The 19835-nt window shown below is 38.8% G+C and carries 18 protein-coding genes; 10 read left to right on the top strand and 8 right to left on the bottom strand.

The window, feature by feature from the left end:
* Nucleotides 1-5 precede the first annotated feature (5 nt).
* Entirely contained in the window at nt 6-815 is an 810-nt protein-coding gene (locus AC06OU_RS16730) for a serine hydrolase (RefSeq protein ID WP_475857288.1), read from the top strand.
* Nucleotides 816-875: 60 nt separating this feature from the next.
* On the opposite strand, the gene AC06OU_RS16725 is transcribed toward AC06OU_RS16730, so the two are convergent.
* Nucleotides 876-2534, bottom strand: a complete 1659-nt coding sequence (locus AC06OU_RS16725) for an FAD-binding dehydrogenase (protein ID WP_475857287.1) — start codon at nt 2532-2534, stop codon at nt 876-878.
* A gap of 152 nt (nt 2535-2686) precedes the next feature.
* Between AC06OU_RS16725 and AC06OU_RS16720 the strand changes: the two genes are divergently transcribed.
* From AC06OU_RS16720 to AC06OU_RS16710, 3 genes are all read left to right on the top strand, one after another.
* Nucleotides 2687-3646, top strand: a complete 960-nt coding sequence (locus tag AC06OU_RS16720) for a TRM11 family SAM-dependent methyltransferase (protein ID WP_475857286.1) — start codon at nt 2687-2689, stop codon at nt 3644-3646.
* Nucleotides 3647-3664: 18 nt separating this feature from the next.
* Nucleotides 3665-4309 carry a LytTR family DNA-binding domain-containing protein gene (locus AC06OU_RS16715; RefSeq protein ID WP_169361267.1) on the top strand — a complete coding sequence of 215 codons (645 nt, stop codon included), beginning with the start codon at nt 3665-3667 and terminating at the stop codon, nt 4307-4309.
* A gap of 223 nt (nt 4310-4532) precedes the next feature.
* On the top strand, nt 4533-6050 hold the full coding sequence (locus AC06OU_RS16710) for an acetyl-CoA hydrolase/transferase family protein (RefSeq protein WP_475857284.1): 1518 nt from the start codon (nt 4533-4535) through the stop codon (nt 6048-6050).
* A gap of 343 nt (nt 6051-6393) precedes the next feature.
* On the opposite strand, the gene AC06OU_RS16705 is transcribed toward AC06OU_RS16710, so the two are convergent.
* On the bottom strand, nt 6394-7212 hold the full coding sequence (locus AC06OU_RS16705) for a YitT family protein (protein ID WP_251555656.1): 819 nt from the start codon (nt 7210-7212) through the stop codon (nt 6394-6396).
* A gap of 489 nt (nt 7213-7701) precedes the next feature.
* On the opposite strand from AC06OU_RS16705, the gene adh reads away from it, so the two are divergent.
* From adh to nfsA, 3 genes are all read left to right on the top strand, one after another.
* Nucleotides 7702-9222, top strand: a complete 1521-nt coding sequence (gene adh, locus AC06OU_RS16700; protein WP_475857283.1) for an aldehyde dehydrogenase — start codon at nt 7702-7704, stop codon at nt 9220-9222.
* Between the two features lie 22 nt (nt 9223-9244).
* Nucleotides 9245-9607 (top strand): DUF779 domain-containing protein, encoded by a 363-nt coding sequence (locus AC06OU_RS16695; RefSeq protein WP_475857282.1) that lies wholly within the window; start codon nt 9245-9247, stop codon nt 9605-9607.
* A gap of 193 nt (nt 9608-9800) precedes the next feature.
* Nucleotides 9801-10532 (top strand): oxygen-insensitive NADPH nitroreductase, encoded by a 732-nt coding sequence (gene nfsA, locus AC06OU_RS16690; RefSeq protein ID WP_475857281.1) that lies wholly within the window; start codon nt 9801-9803, stop codon nt 10530-10532.
* 53 nt (nt 10533-10585) lie between these two features.
* Here the strand turns inward: nfsA and AC06OU_RS16685 are convergent, their stop codons facing one another.
* The 6 genes from AC06OU_RS16685 to AC06OU_RS16660 form a co-directional block, all read right to left on the bottom strand.
* Nucleotides 10586-11668 carry a CAP domain-containing protein gene (locus tag AC06OU_RS16685; RefSeq protein ID WP_475857280.1) on the bottom strand — a complete coding sequence of 361 codons (1083 nt, stop codon included), beginning with the start codon at nt 11666-11668 and terminating at the stop codon, nt 10586-10588.
* 17 nt (nt 11669-11685) lie between these two features.
* Complete coding sequence (locus AC06OU_RS16680; protein WP_251555631.1) at nt 11686-12222, bottom strand: superoxide dismutase family protein; 537 nt, start codon at nt 12220-12222, stop codon at nt 11686-11688.
* Between the two features lie 173 nt (nt 12223-12395).
* Complete coding sequence (locus AC06OU_RS16675) at nt 12396-13571, bottom strand: MFS transporter (RefSeq protein ID WP_475857278.1); 1176 nt, start codon at nt 13569-13571, stop codon at nt 12396-12398.
* Between the two features lie 6 nt (nt 13572-13577).
* The gene (locus AC06OU_RS16670; protein ID WP_475857277.1) at nt 13578-13982 is read right to left on the bottom strand and encodes a MarR family winged helix-turn-helix transcriptional regulator; all 405 of its coding nucleotides are present in this window, start codon (nt 13980-13982) and stop codon (nt 13578-13580) included.
* Between the two features lie 121 nt (nt 13983-14103).
* The gene (locus AC06OU_RS16665; protein ID WP_475857276.1) at nt 14104-14622 is read right to left on the bottom strand and encodes a hypothetical protein; all 519 of its coding nucleotides are present in this window, start codon (nt 14620-14622) and stop codon (nt 14104-14106) included.
* Between the two features lie 61 nt (nt 14623-14683).
* The gene (locus tag AC06OU_RS16660) at nt 14684-15856 is read right to left on the bottom strand and encodes an alanyl-tRNA editing protein (protein ID WP_475857274.1); all 1173 of its coding nucleotides are present in this window, start codon (nt 15854-15856) and stop codon (nt 14684-14686) included.
* 225 nt (nt 15857-16081) lie between these two features.
* Here AC06OU_RS16660 and AC06OU_RS16655 point away from each other — a divergent pair, with 225 nt between their 5' ends.
* The 3 genes from AC06OU_RS16655 to AC06OU_RS16645 form a co-directional block, all read left to right on the top strand.
* The gene (locus AC06OU_RS16655) at nt 16082-16525 is read left to right on the top strand and encodes an ASCH domain-containing protein (protein ID WP_475857273.1); all 444 of its coding nucleotides are present in this window, start codon (nt 16082-16084) and stop codon (nt 16523-16525) included.
* Between the two features lie 14 nt (nt 16526-16539).
* The gene (locus AC06OU_RS16650; protein WP_475857272.1) at nt 16540-17196 is read left to right on the top strand and encodes a hypothetical protein; all 657 of its coding nucleotides are present in this window, start codon (nt 16540-16542) and stop codon (nt 17194-17196) included.
* Between the two features lie 151 nt (nt 17197-17347).
* Nucleotides 17348-19835 (top strand): cation-translocating P-type ATPase (locus AC06OU_RS16645; RefSeq protein ID WP_475857271.1); only part of this gene is annotated, 2488 nt, incomplete at its 3' end.

Below are 19835 nucleotides of genomic sequence, written 5' to 3'. Positions count from 1 at the left end.
GGGTAGTGGAGGAGCTTAGAAGCAAGGTTCAAAAGTTGATTGCGCCGTCCAAGGGGACTTGGGGAATTGTATTAGAGGATTTGAATACAGGTGAAAAGTGGGAGCACAATGAACAAGAGCTGTTTTATGCAGCTAGTGTAATTAAGGTTCCGATTATGGCTGCCGTTTTTCAGGCAGTGGAACGTCAACAAATGTCATTGTCTGATTTGATCATACTGGAAAAGGATGAGTATGTAGGAGGATCGGGAGTGCTCCAGCATTTAACCCCTGGTATATCACTACCACTATCAGATATTATACTTCTGATGATTATTCAAAGTGACAATACAGCTACAAACCTTTTAATAGATTTAGTTGGAGCAGAAAGTATACAGCAGACAATGAAGGAAGCTGGTATGGAATATAGTACATTTTATAACAAGCTTATGCTGAGTAAGCCAAATCCACTTGGCTCTAATAGAATTGCTGCAAAAGATGTTGGTATCTTACTATCTAAAATGGCTCAAGGAGAATTGGTTAGTCAAGAAGCAAGTGAGCAAATGATAGACATGATGAAAAAGCAGCAAGTACGAGATTGTTTGCCTGAAAAGCTTCCTTCTCCATATGCCAATTTTGACAATGGAATGCCCGCTTGGGAATTTGCAAATAAGACTGGCTGGATACCAGGCACTCGTCATGATGTAGGAATATTTTATGTAGGGAATAGAAAACTAGTTGCAACGGTACTATCGGAGAAGGAGGATGATGTCTTATCCAAAAGGATCCTTTCTCAAATAGGCTACGAAATATATCAATACTTATGTAAGGAAGTATAAAGAGCATATTCTTTTCCGAAAGAAAAACTTTGACAGACGGTAGTCAAAGTTTTTTCTATATTACTTGGATAAGTCCTTGGCCAAAGCCCTGCCTGTTTCTCTACCGGTGAACAGACATCCCCCTAAAAAAGTTCCCTCTAAGGCTCGATATCCATGCATTCCTCCACCTCCAAAGCCGGTGACCTCTCCAGCGGCATAGAGTCCGGGGACTGGATTTCCTTCTGAACTCAGTACACGACCACCTAAATCTGTTTGAAGTCCCCCTAATGTTTTACGAGTTAGGATATTCAAACGAACTGCAATCAACGGACCATTTTTTTCATCTAACATTTTATGTGGTGCTGCTACACGTATGAGCTTGTCTCCAAGATAATGACGGGCTCCCCTTAGTGCAGTGATTTGTAAGTCCTTTGTAAACTTATTATCCATTTCACGGTCACGAGCTAAAATTTGCTTTTCTATATGTTCGTAGTTTAATAAGCTATTGCCGACAATTTTATTCATTCCATCTACAAGGTCTTTCAAATTAGTAGCAACGACAAAGTCCTCACCCTTATCCATAAAAGCCTTAACGGGAGCTGTTGGACCTGGTAAAACTCGTTTTAGCACTTGTTTAATGCTTTTTTCAGTAAGGTCAGGATTTTGTTCTGAGCCCGATAGTGCAAACTCCTTCTCGATAATTTTTTCGGTAAGTATAAACCAAGAGTAATCATATCCAGTGTCCTGGATGGCCTTTAATGTACCTAATGTATCAAAGCCTGGAAAGTTAGGAGCAGGAAAGCGATTACCCTCTGCATCTAACCAAATAGAAGAGGGACCTGGTAGTATACGAATTCCATGGTTTTTCCAGATTGGGTTCCAATTTTTAATGCCTTCCGTGTAGTGCCACATTCTATCTTTATTGACTAAACGACCGCCTGCTTTTTCTGTAATTCCCATCATTCGACCGTCTACATACTCTGGAACCCCAGAAATCATATTAGTAGGAGGGGTCCCAAGACGTGCAGGCCAATTTTGCCGTACTAGTTCAAGATTAGCACCTATACCTCCACTTGTTACTATTACAGCTTTAGAGTTGTAGTCAAATTTGCCCATCACTTCTCTGGAGCTAGGTTGTCCTCGTTCTATGTTACTCGGTACTAAAATGGAGCCACTAACTCCGGTGACCGTACCGTTATTAGTTATCAAATGCTCTACTTGATGTCGTGGCTTATAAGTAACTAATCCATCGGAAATAGCTTTTCGCACATGTTTTTCGAAAGGGGAGATAATGGCAGGACCAGTCCCCCACACGATATGGAAGCGAGGAACTGAATTGCCATGTCCTTGTGCTAAATATCCACCACGCTCTGCCCATCCTACAACAGGGAAGAAACGAATACCTTTTCCGTGCAACCAGTCTCTTTTTTCTTCATGAGCGAAACGTACATAAGCCTCTGCCCATTTTTTTGCCCAGTATTCTTCCTCGTTATCTCCATCAAACCCCGCTGTCCCCAACCAGTCCTGCCATGCGAGCTCATAGGAGTCCTTAATACCCATCCTTCTTTGTTCAGGAGAATCTACAAGAAATAACCCTCCAAACGACCACCAGGCTTGACCGCCTAGGGAACTTTCCGGTTCTTGATCCACTAACAAAACTCGCTTTCTCGCATCTACTAACTCTGCTGTTGCCACGAGCCCTGCTAAGCCGGCTCCTACAACGATTACATCAAAGTCCATTCGCTTATCCCCTTTTTAAATATCTAATAGTTCTGAAAATTACAGTCTATTCTTATTATACTTCCTTTTTATGCTAATGAACTATTGGGTTATGATAACGGACTTTAAAAAGTACCACATGTTATAATGAAGATATTATTGGAGGTAATACGTTGAAAAATTTAAACGATCATCCGTCATTTATTTATACATTTGCTTATAACGATGCAGAACGCTCTCTTTGTCATCTAGAGATGCGCTCTTTTTTTGGGTACGATACAGACATGAAAATACTTAAAAGTGATACAAAGATAGATCCAAGTAGAAGTCCATTCATGAAGGGAAGAATGGATATCTTAGCGGAGGGGGACACTGTAGAAGAAATTATTGCTGCAGCCCATTTATTTGGTAAAGAAGGAGAAACCAACAAAGTGATCTTTCTTAAGATAAATGATAGGCAAGGTGAGGATAAGATTGAAAACAAGGAGCGTCTCCATATTGAAAGAGCTATTGGGTCAGAGATGAAGGGAGATTTTGACCTTCATAATCCAGAACAATTCTTTGCAATAGCTCCATACCAACAGCGATGGTATTTTGGTACTTATGCAAAGAGTGAACCTATTTGGTTTAATCATATAAAAAAACCAAAAGAATATTCTACTGCCCTAAGTACGAGAGTAGCTAGAGCTGTAGCTAATATAGCAGTTCCTCATCCTTCAGGCGTACGAGCAATCGACCCGTGCTGTGGAATTGGAACTGTCCTAGTAGAAGCGAGATCTATGGATATTGATATTGTAGGAAGAGATATTAATCCATTAGTTTGTATAGGATCCAGAGAAAATCTGGCTTATTTTGGGCTAACCGGACAGGTAGAGAAGGGTGCTATTCAAGACATAGAGGAAAATTATGACGTAGCGATTATCGATTTACCTTATAATCTATATACTCATGCGTCCTGGGAGGAACAACTGACCATCTTAAAGCATGCGAAAAGAATTGCTAAGCGGGTAGTCATTGTCACAATCGAATCTATGGATGATCGGTTAGAATCGATTGGTCTTCACATAAAGGATCGCTGTATTACAACGAAACAACAGTTTGAGCGAGAGATTTTAGTATGTGAATCAAAGTAGTGAAAGGGGGAAAAAAGGGTGCACGAGCTCTCTTTAGGTGGACTTTTAGATGTAGTTGGCCAGTTATTTTCGGACGAAATATCCATAGCCGTTTCAGACAAAGAAAAGTATATATACTATAGACCAAGCACACGCATTGATTTAAAGATAAAACCAGGGGACCCTATAAAGGAAGGAACTCTAGCATATAAAGCGCTGCATAGTAACCAAAAGGTCTCTGAATTTATCAATCGAGAAATGTTTGGGATTCCTTATCATGGGATGGCTGTACCCTTGCAGCACAACGGTGAGGTAGAAGGAACTGTTTTAGCCATCTATCCTGCTCTGACGGATGGAAAATCAGTTATTACAGTCAAAACACTAGACGGCTGGATGCCTGTTCCTTTTTCAGATGTTATCTATCTGGAAGCAAGAGATCGAAAAACGAGAATCGTGACTAAAAATTTTACTGGTACACATGCTGGCTCACTCCAGGATTTTGAATATAGACTACCAAGAGAATCCTTTATACGGTGTCACCGTTCTTTTATCGTCAATGTGCATCAGATTAAAGAAATATACCCGGATACACATTCTACCTTTGTATTAGCTATGCAAACCGGAGAAAAGGTATCCGTTAGCCAGTCGTATTCTAGCTATTTTAGGAAATTATTAGGTTTTTAAAAAGAAGGCATGGATAAGGGGTTAATCTCTTTTTATTCAAGCTTTTTTTATTTATTCCTTTTTTTGATATAGCAAAATATGAATTTTTTTAAAATCCATTCTGTTTTAGTCATTATTTTTTCTGCTTCATCCATTTTATAAGTGTCTTTGACTGTTTTTATCAAATTTGTGACGATACGAAGTAAAATAATTAGACAAGGCAACTAATGAGGGGGATGTCTGTATGTTAAAAGAACTTAATCGTATTAAAAATACTAAATTACATAGCTTAATAGTAAGCGCAGAAGAAGCGGCTTCGTGGATTCAAGACGGAATGACTTTAGGATTAAGCGGATTTACACGTGCGGGTGATGCGAAAGCGGTGCCATTAGCATTAGTAGATAGAGCTAAGAAAGATACTTTTAAAGTTAACGTATTTACAGGAGCTTCAGTAGGCTCTGACATAGATAAGCTTCTATCAGAAGCAGGAATTATTAATAAACGTTTACCATTCCAGGCGGATGCAACTATGAGAAAGCATATTAATGCAGGTGATCATCTATTTGTTGACCAACACTTATCTCATACATCCGAATTAATTCGTAACGGTGTTTTACCTACAATTGACTTCGCTATTGTGGAAGCGGTTTCAATCACAGAGGATGGAATGATTATACCAACTACTTCAGTTGGTAACTCTGCAACCTTTGTTACTCATGCAAATAACATTATTATTGAAATAAACTTAGCGCAACTTGAGGAATTCGAAGGCTTACATGATGTTTATGAGCCAGTCGCACAAGGAGACAATAGACAACCAATCCCTGTAACCTCCGTAGGTGAACGAATTGGTACCATTGGTATTCCTTTTGATGCATCTAAGGTTAAAGGAATCGTTTTTACTAAGTATTTAGATTCTCCATCTACAATTGTTCCTCCAGATGAGGAAACAAAGGAAATGGCAGATCACCTAATCTCTTTCCTTCGTGAGGAAGTAAAGGCTGGAAGATTCACAGAGAAGCTAGCGCCTATTCAAGCTGGTATAGGCTCTGTTGCTAATGCCGTATTACACGGAATGATCGATTCGGAATTTGAGAACCTTGAGGTTTACTCCGAAGTATTGCAGGACTCTGTTTTTGATTTGATCGATGCAGGAAAGGTCGACTTTGCTTCTGGATGTTCGATTACACTATCAGAAGAAAAGATGAACCAGGTATTCGGTAACTTCGATCAATATCGTGAAAAGCTTGTACTAAGACCACAGGAGATTACAAATCATCCAGAAATAATCCGTCGTCTTGGACTAATCTCTATTAATACAGCGTTAGAGTTTGATATTTACGGAAATGTAAACTCTACTCACGTATGTGGTACAAAGATGATGAATGGTATCGGAGGTTCTGGAGACTTTGCACGCAATGCCAAACTGGCTATATTTGTAACCAAGTCTATTGCTAAGGGTGGAAATATCTCTAGTATCGTTCCTTTTGTATCTCATGTAGATCATACCGAGCATGACGTTGATGTAGTAGTGACAGAGCAAGGCTATGCTGATTTACGCGGTTTAGCTCCTCGAGAGCGCGCATCTTTAATTATTAATAATTGTGTGCATCCAATGTATAGAGACCAGTTAAGCAGTTATTTTGTGGAGGCCCTAACTAGAGGTGGACAAACTCCTCATGTATTAGAAAAAGCATTTTCTTTCCACACGAAATTTGCTGAAACTGGAACTATGTTAGATAAAGAAGAATCATTAGCTTAAAACCAATAAAACCCCGTATCCTTCTACAAGGTACGGGGTTTTAAATATGCAAAATAAAAAGTAGTGTTAATAACAGGCGATTGCGCTTTTCTTGTTGTCTAGCTTCATCGCCTTGCCCCTCGGGGTCAAATGGCTAAAAGCTCCGGTGGCTGAGGAACTGCCTCCTCGCTTTTTTCCATTTGCCTGTCGGGGCAGAGACAGGCGATTACGCTTTTCTTGTTGTCTAGCTTCATCGCCTTGCCCCTCGGGTCAAATGGATAAAAGCTGCGGTGGCTGAGGAGCTGCCTCCTCGCTTTTCCCCATTTGCCTGTCGGGGCAGAGATAGGCGATTACGCTTTTCTTGTTAATGAATGTCTTTTTTCTTAAATCTGCCGCCTTGTACCTCGGCTATGTTGCCGACTGCTAAAAATGCATGGGAATCTATTTCTTCCACAATAGATTTTAGCTTGGCTTCCTCTAATCGAGTAACAACTGTAAAGATTACCTTCTTACTATCTCCTGTATAGGCACCTTCACCATGAAGATATGTTACTCCCCGACCAAGACGGTCCATGACAGTATCACCAATAATCTCAACTTTATCACTAATAATAAAGACGGATTTAGATTCATCTAAACCTTGAATAACGATATCAATAGTTTTAAATGCTACAAAGTAGGCTAAAAAGGAATACATAGCTTGCTCCCAAGTGAAGACGAAACCGGCAACAGAGAATATGACTAGATTTATAATCATAATAATCTCGCCAACTGAAAAAGGTAATGCTTTATTAAAAAGAATAGCTAAAATTTCAGAGCCATCCAAGGAACCTCCATGACGAATAACTAATCCTACTCCGACTCCTAGGACGATGCCTCCAAATACAGTTGATAGGAGTAAATCCTTTGTAAAAGCATCAATATGGTGCAAATAAGATGTACAGAGTGACAGTATAGTAATTCCAAAAAGAGTGGATAGGGCAAAGGTTTTTCCGATTTGCTTGTATCCTAGGAAAAAGAATGGGATGTTTAGTATGAAGATAAAAACTCCTAATCTTACTCCAGTTAAATGTGAAATAATAATAGAAACTCCTACTACTCCACCATCGAGAATTTGATTGGGAACTAAGAAAAGTTCTAGACCGACCGCCATCAGGATAGCTCCAATTGCTATCATGATCATGCGCCCAGCAACAACTTTTTTGGGGGTTTTTCTGTGAGGTATTTTAACTTTTGCTAGCTCAATCGCTATATCACTCAATTTAATCTCCTCTTTTCTAAAAAATAGCCATTCTTCTATTTTATAAAATAATTCAAATAATTAAAAGAGTGTTTTCTATATATTAATAAAATTATCCAAAAAATGTTACCGATGGTTTTAATCTATCTATTTAAATTTATGTGGTCCTGTCTGAAAAGTATAATGAAGGCTTTATATTTGCACGTGTCTGTATAGAGGAATTATGAAAATAACAGAGCCCACCTTTAAATAAGTCTATCAAATTATATAGTTTGAATATTCATTTTAATCTGTTAATATTATTGTGAGATTGATATTAGTAGAGGAGGGATATAAGATTCATCTTCAAGAAAAGTAAAATTGTAAGCGCATACATAATTATTCTTTTGCATATTATTTAAATGCGCAAAAAAATGTGGGGGAGGAATTGGGATGGTTTATGCATTTCCTAATACTGAAGGGGCAAAGGTTTCTTTTAAGGACAAGTATGATAATTATATCAACGGAGAGTGGACACCACCGGTAAATGGACAGTACTTTGAGAATGTCACACCTGTGACAGGAAAGGTATTTACAAAGGTTGCTCGTTCCACATCGGAGGATATTGAATTGGCTTTAGATGCAGCTCATGCAGCCAAGGAAGCTTGGGGATTGACATCGGTAACTGAGCGATCAAATATTTTAAACAAAATTGCTAACCGTTTAGAAGAAAATCTAGAGATGTTGGCAATTGCAGAGACTTGGGACAACGGTAAAGCGGTACGGGAGACTTTAAATGCTGATTTACCTTTAGCTATTGACCACTTTCGTTATTTTGCTGGAGCTATTAGAGCACAGGAAGGTCGGCTTAGCCAAATAGACAATGATACAGTTGCATATCATTTCCATGAACCTCTTGGTGTAGTGGGACAAATTATTCCTTGGAATTTCCCTATCCTAATGGCAGTATGGAAGCTAGCCCCAGCCTTAGCAGCTGGTAACTGTGTCGTGCTAAAACCAGCAGAGCAAACGCCAGCCTCTATATTAGTGCTAATGGAGCTAATTGAGGATTTACTCCCTGCTGGCGTGGTGAATATTGTAAATGGATTTGGCTTAGAAGCTGGTAAACCTTTAGCCTCTAGTCCTAGAATTAGTAAAATTGCCTTTACCGGAGAAACTACCACTGGCCGTTTAATCATGCAGTATGCTTCTCAAAACCTTATTCCAGTAACGCTAGAGCTTGGTGGGAAATCACCAAATATCTTCTTTGAGGACATAATGGATGAAGATGATGCATTTTTAGACAAAGCAATAGAGGGCTTTGTATTGTTCGCTTTAAATCAAGGAGAGGTGTGTACATGCCCTTCAAGGGTGCTTATTCAAGAGTCTATTTACGATAAGTTTATGGAACGAGTAATTGCTCGAGTAGAGTCTATTAACATAGGAAATCCTTTAGACCCTAATGTCATGATGGGAGCACAGGCTTCCACAGAGCAAATGGAGAAAATTCTATCCTACTTGGATATTGGAAAACAAGAGGGAGCAGAGTGCCTGATCGGTGGCGAACGGAATACATTAGAAGGTGAATTGGCAGAAGGCTATTACATTAAGCCGACCGTCTTTAAGGGGCATAACAAAATGCGTATATTCCAGGAAGAAATTTTTGGTCCAGTGGTGTCTGTTACCACATTTAAGACGAAAGAAGAGGCTCTGGAGATAGCAAATGACACGTTATACGGCTTAGGTTCTGGAATCTGGACGCGCAATATGAATACAGCATATCGTTTTGGACGTGCTATTCAAGCAGGACGTGTATGGACAAATTGTTATCATCAGTACCCGGCCCATGCTGCTTTCGGAGGCTACAAAATGTCTGGAATAGGCAGAGAAAATCATTTGATGATGCTCAGTCACTATCAACAAACCAAAAACCTATTAGTGAGCTATAGTGAAAACAAATTAGGATTCTTTTAAGCAACAGAGAGGATGAGTGTAGATGGTCGAAAGGGTCATCGCAACAGATGCTTCACTAGAGCTAATCGAGCAATTGAAAAGTAAGCACGGTCCCCTAATGTTTCATCAATCAGGAGGGTGCTGTGAAGGATCTTCTCCTATGTGCTATCCCAATGGGGAGCTAATTGTCGGAGATCAGGATATACTCTTAGGACATATTGAGGATGTTCCTTTTTACATGCACAAGAATCAGTTTGAATACTGGAAGCATACCCAGCTAATCATTGATGTGGTAGAGGGAAGAGGAGGAATGTTTTCTTTAGAAGGAGTAGAGGGCAAACGATTCCTAACAAGGTCTCGGGCATTTACCTCTGACGAGAACACTCAGCTTAGTAGTTACGAATAATGGAAATAAGCACAGTAATGGTATCCCCTTTCTGTGCTTATTTTTAATTAATTTAACAAACTGAGCAAAGCCCATAGCTTAGTAGTTACAGTATTTAATAACCATTCAGTTTCCTTAGAGAGTGATTTGTTTCATTCTTAAAATAAATTAGGCTATACTTACTTTAGAAAAAACAACGAAAGAAGGAATACTAATGGTTCAAGAACTGTTACGAGCACATGCTTCCGTGAGAAAATATAAAGATTATAAGCTGTCGAGAGAAGAAGTAGTTGAGCTTATAGAAACTGCTCAGCATGCAGCCAGCTCCCACTTTGTACAAGCTTATAGTGTGATATGGGTTTCCGACGAGGAGAAAAAAGAAGAACTAGGTAGACTATCCAAAAACCCTACTCAATTTGCTACTGCAGGAGCAGCTCTCCTAATGTGTGCAGACTTCAATCGATTACAGGCAGCCGGCAAAATTCAAGAAAAAGAAATAACAATTGATACGGTTGAAAATGTAATTGTAGGGACGGTAGACGTGGCCCTGTTCGCGCAAAACCTTGTTATTGCTGCCGAAGACAAAGGCTATGGCATCTGCTACATAGGTGGGGTAAGAAACGCGTTAGATGAAATCAGTGCTTTGTTTAATCTGCCAGAAGGGGTATTTCCACTCTTCGCAATTACACTAGGTGTGCCTGACCAACAAAATGAGGTGAAGCCACGTCTACCAGTGGAGGCTATTCTCCATGAAAATGATTATAATTCTGGTAAGTACGGAGAGCTTCTGAAAGAGTATGATGAAACGATGAAGGAATATTACTTGAGTCGTGGATCTAACCAAAAGGTATCTACTTGGACAAGTCAAATGGCAGATTTCCTAGAAAGTCCTCGCAGACCCCATGTAAAAGATTTCTTAGCAAGTAAAGGATTTAACTTAAAATAAGTGAAATAAAAAAAGAGGGTTCCGACATTTAGTCGTGATCCTCTTTTTAACTATTACTGGGTAAAAAAGTTTTCGGTGTAGTAAGGTGTAGCAGTATCATTAAAAGCTGTTCCGACTCCTAAGTTCCTATAATTTGGACTTAGGATATTTTTACGGTGACCAAGTGAGTTCATCAATCCCTCATGGGCAAAAATACTGCTGCTTTGTCCGTATGCTAAATTTTCACCAGCATAGGTAAAGCTAAGACCATCCTGCTCCATTCGGTCAAAAGGAGTTAGCCCCTGTAAGTTATCATGACTAAAATAATTATGGACAGCCATATCCTCACTATGCTTCCGAGCGGTGTCACTTACTGATTCATCGTACGTGAGGATAGGTAAACCACGAATCGCACGAGCAGCATTTGTTAAATCGAAAAGCTGATATTCAAATCCTTTTTTCAATTCCTCAGAAGGCTCACCAAATGTTTTTTTATGATTTTTTTCTACGGATTCCTCTACAATTTGTATTGCTGTAATAGTACTGCTCTCATGTATATCATAAAAAAAAGTAACATAGTTGTTATTGACCAAAAACAAATCATATTCCCCCGAGTCTGGGAGTATATAGACGATGTTACCCTTTTTTAAACGTTTAATAGGTTCTCCTAAAGCAGCAAGCACCTGATCTCTATTACTATCCATAGTCATCCCTAGAAACATGGAGTTAGAGGGCTGATTAGTAAACATGGCATTTACCTTATTTTGAGAATCATAAGAAACCATCATGAAATTTTGATAGTTTTCATGGTGAGTATGCCAAACTAATCCATATTCGTTTAGACTAACTCTTTGAGCTTTTCCATATATCGTTTCAATCTCGCTTTTTTTCATACCCATCTTAATCTGATCTAGCTCAATGCCTGCATCAGAAAGAGGAATGTTCGTTTTAGTTGGGGAGGAAGTAGGATTAGATTTCATCTCTTGCCAGTAAGCCTTCGCTTCATTTAGATACTGACCAACCTCCATAGACTCTATCCATTCATCTACAGGCTGAAGAAAAGAAAGATCAACATATTCAGTTGTATATTCCTCCCACAAAGGTCTGGAGAAGAAAATGGCTACTAACAAAAGAAGAAACCAGCCTACTTTTCTCACGTGTTTCACACTCCAACTTATTTCTTAATTTCTCCGCATACAATTCTTTTGCCAGAATTACCTGCAGGATCGGTTTTATAATCATCAGCACTTTCATGAATAACAATAGCACTACCATCAGCATCTAACAAAGAATTACTTTTCCCTTGAGTTAACACTACAGCGGGTGAAATAGTTTCTAACTCAACAGTTCCATCCTTGTCTATTTCAATATTGGGTAGATCTCCGGCGTGATACCCTTTATGATTTTGAAATCCATGCTCTTTTCCAGTAGGATTAAAATGACCTCCAGCGGATTCAAATGTTGGTTTTTCACAGCTAGCCTTCTCATGAAAATGAATGGCCTTAATTCCAGGAGCTAACCCCTCTGCTTTTAACAAAATGTGGGTACCCTTGGAGGTTTCTGAAAGCGTTGCAGTTCCTACTTGTTTACCTTCCGAATTCATCAATGAAACATCCACCATCTCACCTTTATCTGCATCAACTGAAGAAAAGCTACACCCTGCCAATAAAACGCTAGTAATTACTAAAGTAACTGTAATATGTTTATACACTTATATCCCTCCTAATTTTACATTTTTAAGTCCACATAAGTCTTACCAAATATAGGGTTTATATACATCTATTTAAATAAAAAGCACAATGCAGTCGACTTCTGCATTGTGCTTTTTATAATATAAACGGATTAACTCGGAACAAAGTGTTTGTCCCACAAAAGGTATTAAGCTTACCGATTAAGGTTTGCTCTCAATCGCTTCATTTGCATTAAGAATACAATCAAGGTCAAGGCAACAATACCGCTAGATAGCAGATAAAGCCCTTGATACCCAAGTTTTGATGCAACAATTCCGAGGATAAAAGAACCTATAGCAATACCGGTATCGAACAATGTAAAGAAGGTAGCTGTTGCATAGCCACTTCTCTCATGAGTAGTAGACTGTATAGCCAGTGTTTGGAAGCTAGGTACAATAGCTCCATATCCTAAACCAATTAAAGCGCCAGACAATAAGAATGTAAAGGGACTATCCATATATGCTAACAAAATAAGTCCAAACATAAAGAAGACTAATCCCGGTATTATTATGTATCGTGGTCCTTTTTCATCAAAAATTCTTCCGGTAAATGGTCTACTTACAAGCATCACAATAGCAAAAACTGCAAAGAAGCTACTAGTTAGATACAACAAATCTTTTTGTTGGGAGTATATAGAAAGATAAGATAGAATACTTGCATACGAAAAAGCGACTAAGCTCCCGATTAATGCGATTGGTAAAGATTTCTTTTCAAAAAGATCGTTTAAAGTCATTTTTGCTCTGACAGGTGGCACGGCTGGTTGTTTCTCCGGTGGAATGGATAATGCCGTTACAGCACCAATTAATAAAAGTAGACTCATAGCTATAAAGAAAATATCATATGAGAAGTACTGAACAATCGTCAAAGCGATGAAGGGACCTACTACAACAGCTAAGTTTGTAGACATAGTAAAGTATCCTAATCCTGCACCACGTCTAGATGGTGGAATATTGTCTGCAGCAAGGGAGCCACTGGCGGTTGTAACGATACTAAACCAAATACCTTGGACAAAGCGCAAAATAAGCAAGATACTAAAGGGTTCTATGAAGTAATACATAACTGTGCAAATTAAGTATAAAAATAAACTGATCCAAAGCATCTTTCTCTTACCAGCTAAATCTAAAAGCTTACCGGTAAACGGACGCATAACAATTGCAGAAATTAAAAAAATGGTCATTAGTAAACCGGCATCTTCATCCGAACGCTCTAATACATCTGTAGCGTAAAGAGGAAGAACAGTTACTAAGCCATAGAAGATGATAAATATGGAGAAGTTTGTACTGAACAAACTGATAAAAGGTTTAGTCCATATTGGTTCCTTGTTAGTCAAAAATCATTACTCCTTATTAATTTTTTTTAACAACTCCATTAAAAGCTGTTGGTCTTCCTTAGACAGGGCAGAAATCATTTCGTTTTCGAAAACATTCATAGAGTTTTCAATAGTAGGAAAGGTTTCTAGCGCTTTAGTTGAAAGTCTTACTATTTTTTCACGACGGTCTTTTCCAGCCTTTATGTCTAGCCAACCTAAAACGGCCAATCGATTGACTGTACGAGTGATTGTAGGGGCTTCCACATTTAAATACTTCCAAATTTGAGTCAGTGTCATTTCATTATGTCGATAGACACAATTTAAGACAGACCATTGTGATGAATAAAGATTATAATCCTTTAACGTTTTGTTTACCTCATAGGATAAATAACGAGTCTTTTGGAAAAGCTCGTGAATAAGTGGATTTGTCATCTTATTGCCCCTAACATGGAAAATTATTTAACTAGCTAAGTTTTATTTTAATACTCCTTACATAGTCTGTAAAGGAATACATGTTATAAAAAATAAAAAAAAGCCGAGAAGACTCGGCTTTTTAGAAGCATTGAAAAGATGTTATTCTTCCAAGATCTGTACCATAGAAGGTCCAACGAAAACCATTCCAGCGAAAACCAGAGACTGAATTTCTTCCTACATAGGTTGGGAAAATCCAAAATCCTCTACCATTGTTTAACCAAATATAGGTGTTTCGGAACAAGCAACTTCTAATAGCGCCAGGGTCAACCGCAAACACGCCTACATCCTGTCTTTGTTGAGGAATAAACGAGGGTGGAGGGCTAGTTGGAGGGCCTCCTTGTGTATTTTGTCCAGGAGGCCTACCTGGTGTACCTGGGCCGCCACCTGGAGGTCTATTTGGAAATCCAGGCATCCCTGGCGAGCCCGGAAAACCCGGAGACCCTGGAAAACCTGGCGAACCCGGTGATCCTGGAAAACCTGGTATACCAGGAAAGCCACCTGGCCCTCCAGGCGGTCTTCCTGTGCTTCCAGGTCCTCCCGGTGGTCTTCCCGGAAATCCGCCGGGAAATAAACCCGGAAAATTAAATTGATTCGTCAAAATAATATCCTCCTTCTACTTAGTCGAGTTAGTATATGTAGAAGGAGCTTTTATGGCACGGCTAGTTAATGTAAGTTAAAGCCTTATTTAAGAGCTCTGTACTAGAGAGCGCTGCTTCGCCTCCACCTTGGGCAAGTGTATCGTTTCCTCCACCCTTACCATTAATTAGAGGAAGTAGCTGTAAAAGCAATGCTTTCATACTCTCTTCTCTATTTGTACCTCGGGCAGTTACGATTTGAAGCTTTTCTTCATTGTGTGAAACTAATACACATAGGGAGGAAGGGGATTCCTCTACAAGGAAGCGAGCAAGCCTTTGTAGATCCTGAATAGTTCTATTTTCAAAAGTAACACCTACTATATCGTTAAAAGATTGTTTTAATAACTCCTTGGCTTCGAACTTTAAAAGCTCCTGTTTGTGCTCATTTAATAGTTTTTCTAAGGTTTTGTTAGTATGCAATAGGTTATTTGCAGCATCGACTAGCTTTTCCTCTGGTGAACTCAGCTTGCTAATTAGGCTAAGTAATACATCCTGCTTACGGTCAAGTTGTGTTAACACTCTTTTACCACAGACAAATTCCACTCGAATATGCCGTTTTTGTTTCTCTGTCTGCAGGATTTTAATGGAACCTACTTGTCCAGTCGAGGATGGATGAGTGCCGCCGCAAGCGTTGTAATCGAAATCAGGAATAATGACTAAACGGATGTCTTCCTTAATACTGGTTGCCTTACGTAATTTGTATTGAACGAGCTCATCTTCTGTTACCCACTTTGTTTCAATAGAGCGGTTTTCCAGAATTATTTGATTAGCTAATTCTTCAACTTTTTTTAATTGCTCCGTCGTAACTTCAGTTGTATCTAAATCTATTGTTGCAGTTTCTTTACCAAGGTGGAAGCTTACTGTTTGCATTTGGAAAAGCTCCGCAAAGGCCGCGGATAAGATGTGCTGACCTGCATGCTGCTGCATATGATCGAAACGTCTCATCCAGTTGATATTCCCTTTCACTTCTGTGGACTGAGAATCTAATGGCTCAGCTAGAAAATGTCTTAGTTCTCCATCTATAATCTCTACGTTGACTACGGAAATATCATTTAGGCTTCCAGTATCACATGGTTGCCCACCTCCAGTAGGATAGAAAGCTGTTTCTGAAATTATTACATATTCAGGTTCTTTTTTTATGATAGAGGCAGTAAAAGTAGTTAGGTGAGGATCTTCGTAATATAATTTTTTAGTCATTTCATTAGCTCCCTTATGTAGGATGTCCTGATCGCTTTATTAACGATAGCATCCCTGTATGATTGTTCTTCTTGTCTTACTGTATACACTCATCTCTTATAAATCCTGCATTACTACTAGTTAGTTCTGGTAACTTGAATGAAATAGTGAAAATATCAATAGTATTTTTAAAAACCCTTCTCTATACTAAAATTAACGAAATATTAAATAAAAGAGGTAATCAACATGAATGTAGCTGTTAGAGAATATTGGGACAGTTTTTGGAAAGATAAAGAGTATGAGCCCAAGGTCTCCGCTTGGCAATTTGGAGAAGATGCGGACACTTTGGCACAACTAGTTGTAAACAGAATAAAAACTGCTACTTGTTCCGCTCATATACTATATGAAATAGAAAATGAGCCACTTCCACAGGTTGGTGAGTATAATATTATCTTAAATACAAAGGATGAACCAGTTTGTATTATAAAAACAAAGGATGTCACCATTAAACCAATGAATAGAATTTCTGAAGAATTTGCGCATGCAGAGGGTGAAGGAGACAGAAGTTATGATTATTGGAAAAAAACGCACATAAATTTTTTCACAAATGAATTAGACAAAGTTGGGTTGAAGTTTGAAGAAGATTTATTGTTAGTCTGTGAACGATTTGAAGTAATTGATGTTAAATAAAAAGGGGTGCGAGTATGTTTAAAAGAGTAACCATGTATACAAATAAGTTGCAGGAACTGCGAGGATTTTATGGGAATGTGTTAGAGCTCAATATTACGGAAGCAGATGACCATTACTTTCAAGTGGAAATTGGTGAGTCTACTCTTGTTTTTCAAGAATCAGAACATCCTTCATTATATCATTTTGCTATTAACATTCCGGGTAACCAGTACACACTTGCTAAGCTCTGGGCAAAGGAAAGAGTATTGCTAAATAGAGAGGATGGGTTGGATGATATATATTACAGCCGATTCGACGCAGACGCATTTTACTTCGAGGATCCAGCTGGTAACGTAATTGAGTTTATCGCTAGAAGACATGTAGATAAATGGAGTGACTTCAGTATTGAATCCTTGCTGAATATAAGTGAAGTAAGTATAACCACTCCTTTCGTGAAACAAGTAGGTGAACAGCTTCAAAAACTAGGCATTGCCGTTTCAGGTCACGTTCGTATTGAACCGGAGGAGCTAAATTTTATAGGTAGAAAGGATACATTTATATTATTGGTTCCTCCACATCGCAGATGGTATTTCTCTAGAAAGATGAGTGTTACCTCTCAAATAGATATTCATTTTACGAATGGTAAAAGAGTTGCAATTAATGAAAATGGGGAAATATCAGAGGAAGGATGAGAGCGGCTAGTTAACACTTCTAGTGTTACAGTCGCTTTTTTTTAGAATGTCGCTTTTTTAGACCCTAAAGTACGACTGATATTTAAAATTATTTACATTATAATTTTTTCTAGGGGAAAGATATATACATAAAAAGGAGGCACGAAAACTCATGTGGTATAAAAAAAAGACGGAAGATATAGCAACAGAGCTTCAAGTTAATGTACAAGCTGGTCTAACCACAGATGAAGCAAGACAGAGATTAGAGAAAAATGGTCCAAACCGTTTAGCAGCTGCTAAAAAGAAGTCATGGCTAGAAAGAATTTTTGCCCAGATTAATAATGTACTTATTTATGTACTTATTGTTGCTGCGGCAGTTTCAGCTTTTGTAGGAGAAGTGGCAGACGCAATTATTATTGGGATAGTAGTTATTATCAATGCAGTTGTAGGTGTCATTCAAGAGTCAAAAGCAGAGGAAGCATTAGAAGCACTAAAAAATATGTCCACTCCAAAGGCTGTAGTCAAAAGGGATGGTCAATCCAAAGAGATAGATTCGGTTGAGGTAGTAACGGGTGACATTATTGTGGTAGGTGCGGGGTCGTATATACCATGTGATATTAGGTTAATTGAATCCGCCAACCTTAAAGTAGAGGAAGCAGCTTTAACTGGAGAATCTGTTCCCGTTGAAAAGGATGCACATGTAAAGCTTAATACAGAGGAAAAGACAATTCCTCTAGGCGATCAAAAAAATATGTTATTCATGTCCACCCTAGTTACAGCTGGTAGAGGAACAGGCGTAGCGGTAGGAACAGGTATGAACACCCAAATTGGTAAAATAGCAGGCATGCTACATACAGGGGATGAGCAAACTCCCTTACAAAAAAGCCTAGCTCAAGTAGGTAAGTATTTAGGTTTTGCAGCAATGGGGATATCCTTGCTGATTTTCTTAATCGGAATGATTCAAGGAAGAGATTTACTAGAAATGTTCATGATTGCGATCAGTCTTGCAGTTGCTGCTATTCCTGAAGGTATGCCGGCTATAGTTTCTATTGTGTTGGCAATTGGTGTACAAAGAATGATTAAACAACATGTAATCATTCGTAAGCTCCCAGCGGTTGAGGCTTTAGGATCCGTAAATGTAATCTGTTCTGATAAGACGGGCACGCTTACGCAAAACAAAATGACCGTAACAAAGTTTTTCTTAAATGGAGAGACCCAGGAAATTGCTAATCTAAAAAAGGCTAGTACTGGGCATGAACGTTTAATGAGAATTTTCGTTTTGTGTAATGATGCTACCTATACGAAGGGTGCTGCAACAGGTGACCCAACTGAAATTGCGTTAATCGCTGCAGGAGCAAGCCATGGGATAGACAAAAATGTCCTCGAAGCTGAGCTAAAAAGAGTCGCAGAGATTCCATTTGACTCGGAACGAAAGTTGATGACGACGTTCCACGAGTCTGAAGACGGCTATTACTATATGACCAAAGGGGCAATAGATCGATTACTTGGTCGATGTAATAGAATTTGGAGTAATGGAGAGGTTAAACCATTAACGGAAGAGGATAAAGTAATCATTTTAAATGCATCTCACTCTATGTCTAGTGAGGCACTGCGAGTGTTAGCTGCAGCATATAAGGTGGATACGGAGATAATACTGGAGCAGGCTGAAAATGACCTTATTTTCGTTGGATTCGTTGGAATGATTGACCCTCCTAGATTAGAAGTTAAAGACTCTATTGCACTATGTAAGAGTGCAGGTATCCGTACTGTAATGATTACGGGAGATCACAAGGATACGGCATTTGCTATTGCCAAGGATCTTGGAATTGCTTCTTCTGATGCAGAGGTTATGGAGGGCGTTGAATTGGACTCCTTAGACCAAGAACAATTGGTTAAGACCTGCCAAAACATCAATGTGTTTGCTCGTGTTTCTCCAGAGCACAAGGTGAAAATTGTCCAAGCTATGAAGGCCGCTGGTAACACGGTTTCGATGACAGGAGATGGAGTGAATGATGCACCATCCTTAAAAGAGGCAGATATAGGAGTTGCTATGGGTATAACCGGAACGGATGTAGCAAAAGGTGCCTCAGACATGGTACTTACAGATGATAATTTTTCTTCCATCGTAAAAGCGGTTGAAGAAGGTAGAAATATTTATAAAAATATTAAAAAATCTATTATCTTCCTTTTGTCCTGTAATCTCGGGGAAATCATTGCATTGTTTTTTGCGATTATTGCTGGATGGCCCACTCCTTTACGTTCTATTCATATTTTATGGATTAACCTGGTGACGGATACTTTCCCAGCTCTGGCTCTTGGTATGGATCCTGAGGAACCAGGAGTGATGAAGGAAAAGCCAAGACCTAAAAAGGAACAATTATTTCATGGAATGATTCCTTTCTTATTGCTAAACGGTCTATTAATAGGTGTTGCAACTTTAGTTGCCTTTTTAATTGGACTAGAGGGAGTTACAAAGAATGTTTCCGATGAAGTATTGACACATGCTCAGACGATGGCCTTTATCACTTTAAGCTTTTCTCAGCTAGTTCATTCCTTAAATTTCCGATCTATGAACCAGTCAGTGTTTAAAGCGGGGTTGTTTAAAAACAAGTTATTAATATATTCGATTTTGTTAGGTGTTGTCTTACAGGTGCTCATTG

It is taken from the genome of Psychrobacillus sp., from assembly GCF_056205495.1.
Note: the sequence above shows the minus strand (reverse complement) of the source record. Positions and strands in the feature narration are given on the sequence as shown.

Excerpts from the sequence above, each read along its gene's own strand:
- AC06OU_RS16660 (WP_475857274.1), bottom strand. The coding sequence starts at position 15,856 with ATGACTAAAAAATTATATTACGAAGATCCTCACCTAACTACTTTTACT.
- AC06OU_RS16725 (WP_475857287.1), bottom strand. The coding sequence starts at position 2,534 with ATGGACTTTGATGTAATCGTTGTAGGAGCCGGCTTAGCAGGGCTCGTG.
- AC06OU_RS16655 (WP_475857273.1), top strand. The coding sequence starts at position 16,082 with ATGAATGTAGCTGTTAGAGAATATTGGGACAGTTTTTGGAAAGATAAA.
- adh (WP_475857283.1), top strand. The coding sequence starts at position 7,702 with ATGGTTTATGCATTTCCTAATACTGAAGGGGCAAAGGTTTCTTTTAAG.
- AC06OU_RS16650 (WP_475857272.1), top strand. The coding sequence starts at position 16,540 with ATGTTTAAAAGAGTAACCATGTATACAAATAAGTTGCAGGAACTGCGA.
- AC06OU_RS16695 (WP_475857282.1), top strand. The coding sequence starts at position 9,245 with ATGGTCGAAAGGGTCATCGCAACAGATGCTTCACTAGAGCTAATCGAG.
- AC06OU_RS16705 (WP_251555656.1), bottom strand. The coding sequence starts at position 7,212 with ATGATCATGATAGCAATTGGAGCTATCCTGATGGCGGTCGGTCTAGAA.
- AC06OU_RS16670 (WP_475857277.1), bottom strand. The coding sequence starts at position 13,982 with ATGACAAATCCACTTATTCACGAGCTTTTCCAAAAGACTCGTTATTTA.
- AC06OU_RS16710 (WP_475857284.1), top strand. The coding sequence starts at position 4,533 with ATGTTAAAAGAACTTAATCGTATTAAAAATACTAAATTACATAGCTTA.
- nfsA (WP_475857281.1), top strand. The coding sequence starts at position 9,801 with ATGGTTCAAGAACTGTTACGAGCACATGCTTCCGTGAGAAAATATAAA.